General features: G+C 53.5%; 2 tRNA genes and 2 rRNA genes (1 of these 4 running past the window's edge). All 4 read left to right on the top strand.

Annotated features, from left to right (window positions below):
* Positions 1–458 precede the first annotated feature (458 nt).
* A 16S ribosomal RNA gene (locus K3152_RS14055) occupies positions 459–1,947 on the top strand.
* 199 nt (positions 1,948–2,146) lie between these two features.
* Positions 2,147–2,223 (top strand) — tRNA-Ile (locus tag K3152_RS14050).
* 15 nt (positions 2,224–2,238) lie between these two features.
* Positions 2,239–2,314 (top strand) — tRNA-Ala (locus K3152_RS14045).
* Positions 2,315–2,589: 275 nt separating this feature from the next.
* A 23S ribosomal RNA gene (locus K3152_RS14040) occupies positions 2,590–3,123 on the top strand; it runs 2,258 nt beyond the window's last position.
* The 16S and 23S rRNA genes sit together here with 2 tRNA genes alongside, the layout of an rRNA operon.

Below are 3,123 nucleotides of genomic sequence, written 5' to 3'. Positions count from 1 at the left end.
CCAACCCCGCGGAAATCCGTCAGATTTCGTGAATGTGAAATAATCCTACAAAAAGGCATTGACGGAATCGGGGCGGCCCCCTAGATGGCCCTCACCGACGCGGCGCTGACGGGTTCTACCGGACGCTGGGTTGGTCGCCATATAGATACGGACAGCCGCTCCCCCGGTTTAGATCGGGGCACATTGGTTGTCCGCTAGTTCTGTCTCGGCGGCTCTTTGACATTGTTGGTTTTTGATGAAGGGACATGTGGGCGACGGCGCCCGGTCCGGGGACCTCAAGGCTCCGGATACCGGTTAAAACAAGCCGATTGCCACATCCTTCCAGGCTCCACAGTCTGGATGTGATGATGCATGTTCATTCGTATCCATTACGTTTGACAGTGCAGGTATCGGCTCCTTGATACTCTGGCTAGTCGGGCTGGCGGGGTTTTACCCCGTGCTTGATTGGTTAGTTTCACAAACTTGAGAGTTTGATCCTGGCTCAGAACGAACGCTGGCGGCATGCCTAACACATGCAAGTCGAACGAACCCTTCGGGGTTAGTGGCGCACGGGTGCGTAACGCGTGGGAACCTGCCTTTAGGTTCGGAATAACTCAGAGAAATTTGAGCTAATACCGGATGATGTCTTCGGACCAAAGATTTATCGCCTTTAGATGGGCCCGCGTTAGATTAGATAGTTGGTGGGGTAATGGCCTACCAAGTCGACGATCTATAGCTGGTCTGAGAGGATGATCAGCCACACTGGGACTGAGACACGGCCCAGACTCCTACGGGAGGCAGCAGTGGGGAATATTGGACAATGGGCGAAAGCCTGATCCAGCAATGCCGCGTGAGTGATGAAGGCCTTAGGGTTGTAAAGCTCTTTTACCAGGGATGATAATGACAGTACCTGGAGAATAAGCTCCGGCTAACTCCGTGCCAGCAGCCGCGGTAATACGGAGGGAGCTAGCGTTGTTCGGAATTACTGGGCGTAAAGCGCGCGTAGGCGGCTTTTCAAGTCAGGGGTGAAATCCCGGGGCTCAACCCCGGAACTGCCCTTGAAACTGGATGGCTAGAATACTGGAGAGGTGAGTGGAATTCCGAGTGTAGAGGTGAAATTCGTAGATATTCGGAAGAACACCAGTGGCGAAGGCGACTCACTGGACAGTTATTGACGCTGAGGTGCGAAAGCGTGGGGAGCAAACAGGATTAGATACCCTGGTAGTCCACGCCGTAAACGATGATAACTAGCTGTCCGGGCTCATGGAGCTTGGGTGGCGCAGCTAACGCATTAAGTTATCCGCCTGGGGAGTACGGTCGCAAGATTAAAACTCAAAGGAATTGACGGGGGCCTGCACAAGCGGTGGAGCATGTGGTTTAATTCGAAGCAACGCGCAGAACCTTACCAGCCTTTGACATCCTAGGACGATTTCTGGAGACAGATCTCTTCCCTTCGGGGACCTAGTGACAGGTGCTGCATGGCTGTCGTCAGCTCGTGTCGTGAGATGTTGGGTTAAGTCCCGCAACGAGCGCAACCCTCATCCTTAGTTGCCATCATTTAGTTGGGCACTTTAAGGAAACTGCCGGTGATAAGCCGGAGGAAGGTGGGGATGACGTCAAGTCCTCATGGCCCTTACAGGCTGGGCTACACACGTGCTACAATGGTATCTACAGTGAGCAGCGATCCCGCGAGGGTTAGCTAATCTCCAAAAGATATCTCAGTTCGGATTGTTCTCTGCAACTCGAGAGCATGAAGGCGGAATCGCTAGTAATCGCGGATCAGCATGCCGCGGTGAATACGTTCCCAGGCCTTGTACACACCGCCCGTCACACCATGGGAGTTGGATTCACCCGAAGGTGGTGCGCTAACCAGTTTACTGGAGGCAGCCAACCACGGTGGGTTCAGCGACTGGGGTGAAGTCGTAACAAGGTAGCCGTAGGGGAACCTGCGGCTGGATCACCTCCTTTCTAAGGATTGTCACGAAAGCGCCGGCACTTGCTGCTGGAATGCTTCGCGACTTTTCAAAGAACATTGCCGTCGTCCTCATGTCCTTTCATCAATCGGATACAGCCTCGCAGGGTTAGCCTTGTGAGATGCTGTTTGCCTGAGCTGGCTCATGCCGCCTGCGGCAGCCCTTGTTAAAGAGGGAGGCCTGCGCTGGCGCATAGGCCCGTAGCTCAGTTGGTTAGAGCGCACCCCTGATAAGGGTGAGGTCGGTGGTTCAAATCCACTCGGGCCTACCATTTGCCTGGTCTTACGGGGCCTTAGCTCAGCTGGGAGAGCACCTGCTTTGCAAGCAGGGGGTCATCGGTTCGATCCCGATAGGCTCCACCAGGTAACTGGATGTGACATCAAAATCCGATTGTATGAAACGAAAACAGATACCGCGATTTGCGCGGTTAGGCAGTTTCGACTGCCGCTCTTTGACATTGTGAATGGGTTTTTAAATCGATGCCGTGGCGCATGGATTGTGTGGTTTGCCTTAGGGCGAACTTGCGCGAGCTATGCATCACAACAAGATCAATCAAACGATTATCTGGCTGAGATATTCCTCCGCACCTATCCCAACGCAGCTTTTATGCAGGCTTGTCGTTGATGGTGTGGATTCTCAAGCGTGAGGTAAGAGCATTTGGTGGATGCCTTGGCATGTGCAGGCGATGAAGGACGTGGCACGCTGCGATAAGCGTCGGGGAGATGTGAGCAATCTTTGATCCGGCGATTTCCGAATGGGGAAACCCACCCTCACCATTTCCTTTCGATTGAGCTTCGGCTCGTTCGGAAAGAGGTGGATAGGGTATCACCAGACTGAATACATAGGTTTGGTGAAGCGAACCCGGGGAACTGAAACATCTCAGTACCCGGAGGAAAAGACATCAACAGAGATTCCCGTAGTAGTGGCGAGCGAACCGGGACCAGGCCAATGCTTCTTCGTTAATTAGCAAAACACTTTGGAAAGAGTGGCCATAGTGGGTGACAGCCCCGTATGCGAAAGTGAGCGAAGAAGATTCGAGTAGGGCGGGACACGTGAAATCCTGTCTGAACATGGGGGGACCACCCTCCAAGCCTAAATACTCGCACATGACCGATAGCGAACACAGTACCGTGAGGGAAAGGTGAAAAGCACCCCGATTAGGGGAGTGAAA

This window comes from Qipengyuania polymorpha (genome assembly GCF_019711435.1).
Taxonomy (GTDB): domain Bacteria; phylum Pseudomonadota; class Alphaproteobacteria; order Sphingomonadales; family Sphingomonadaceae; genus Qipengyuania; species Qipengyuania polymorpha.
The sequence above is the reverse complement of the archived record's forward strand: the minus strand, read 5'-3'. Positions and strand labels throughout refer to the sequence as shown.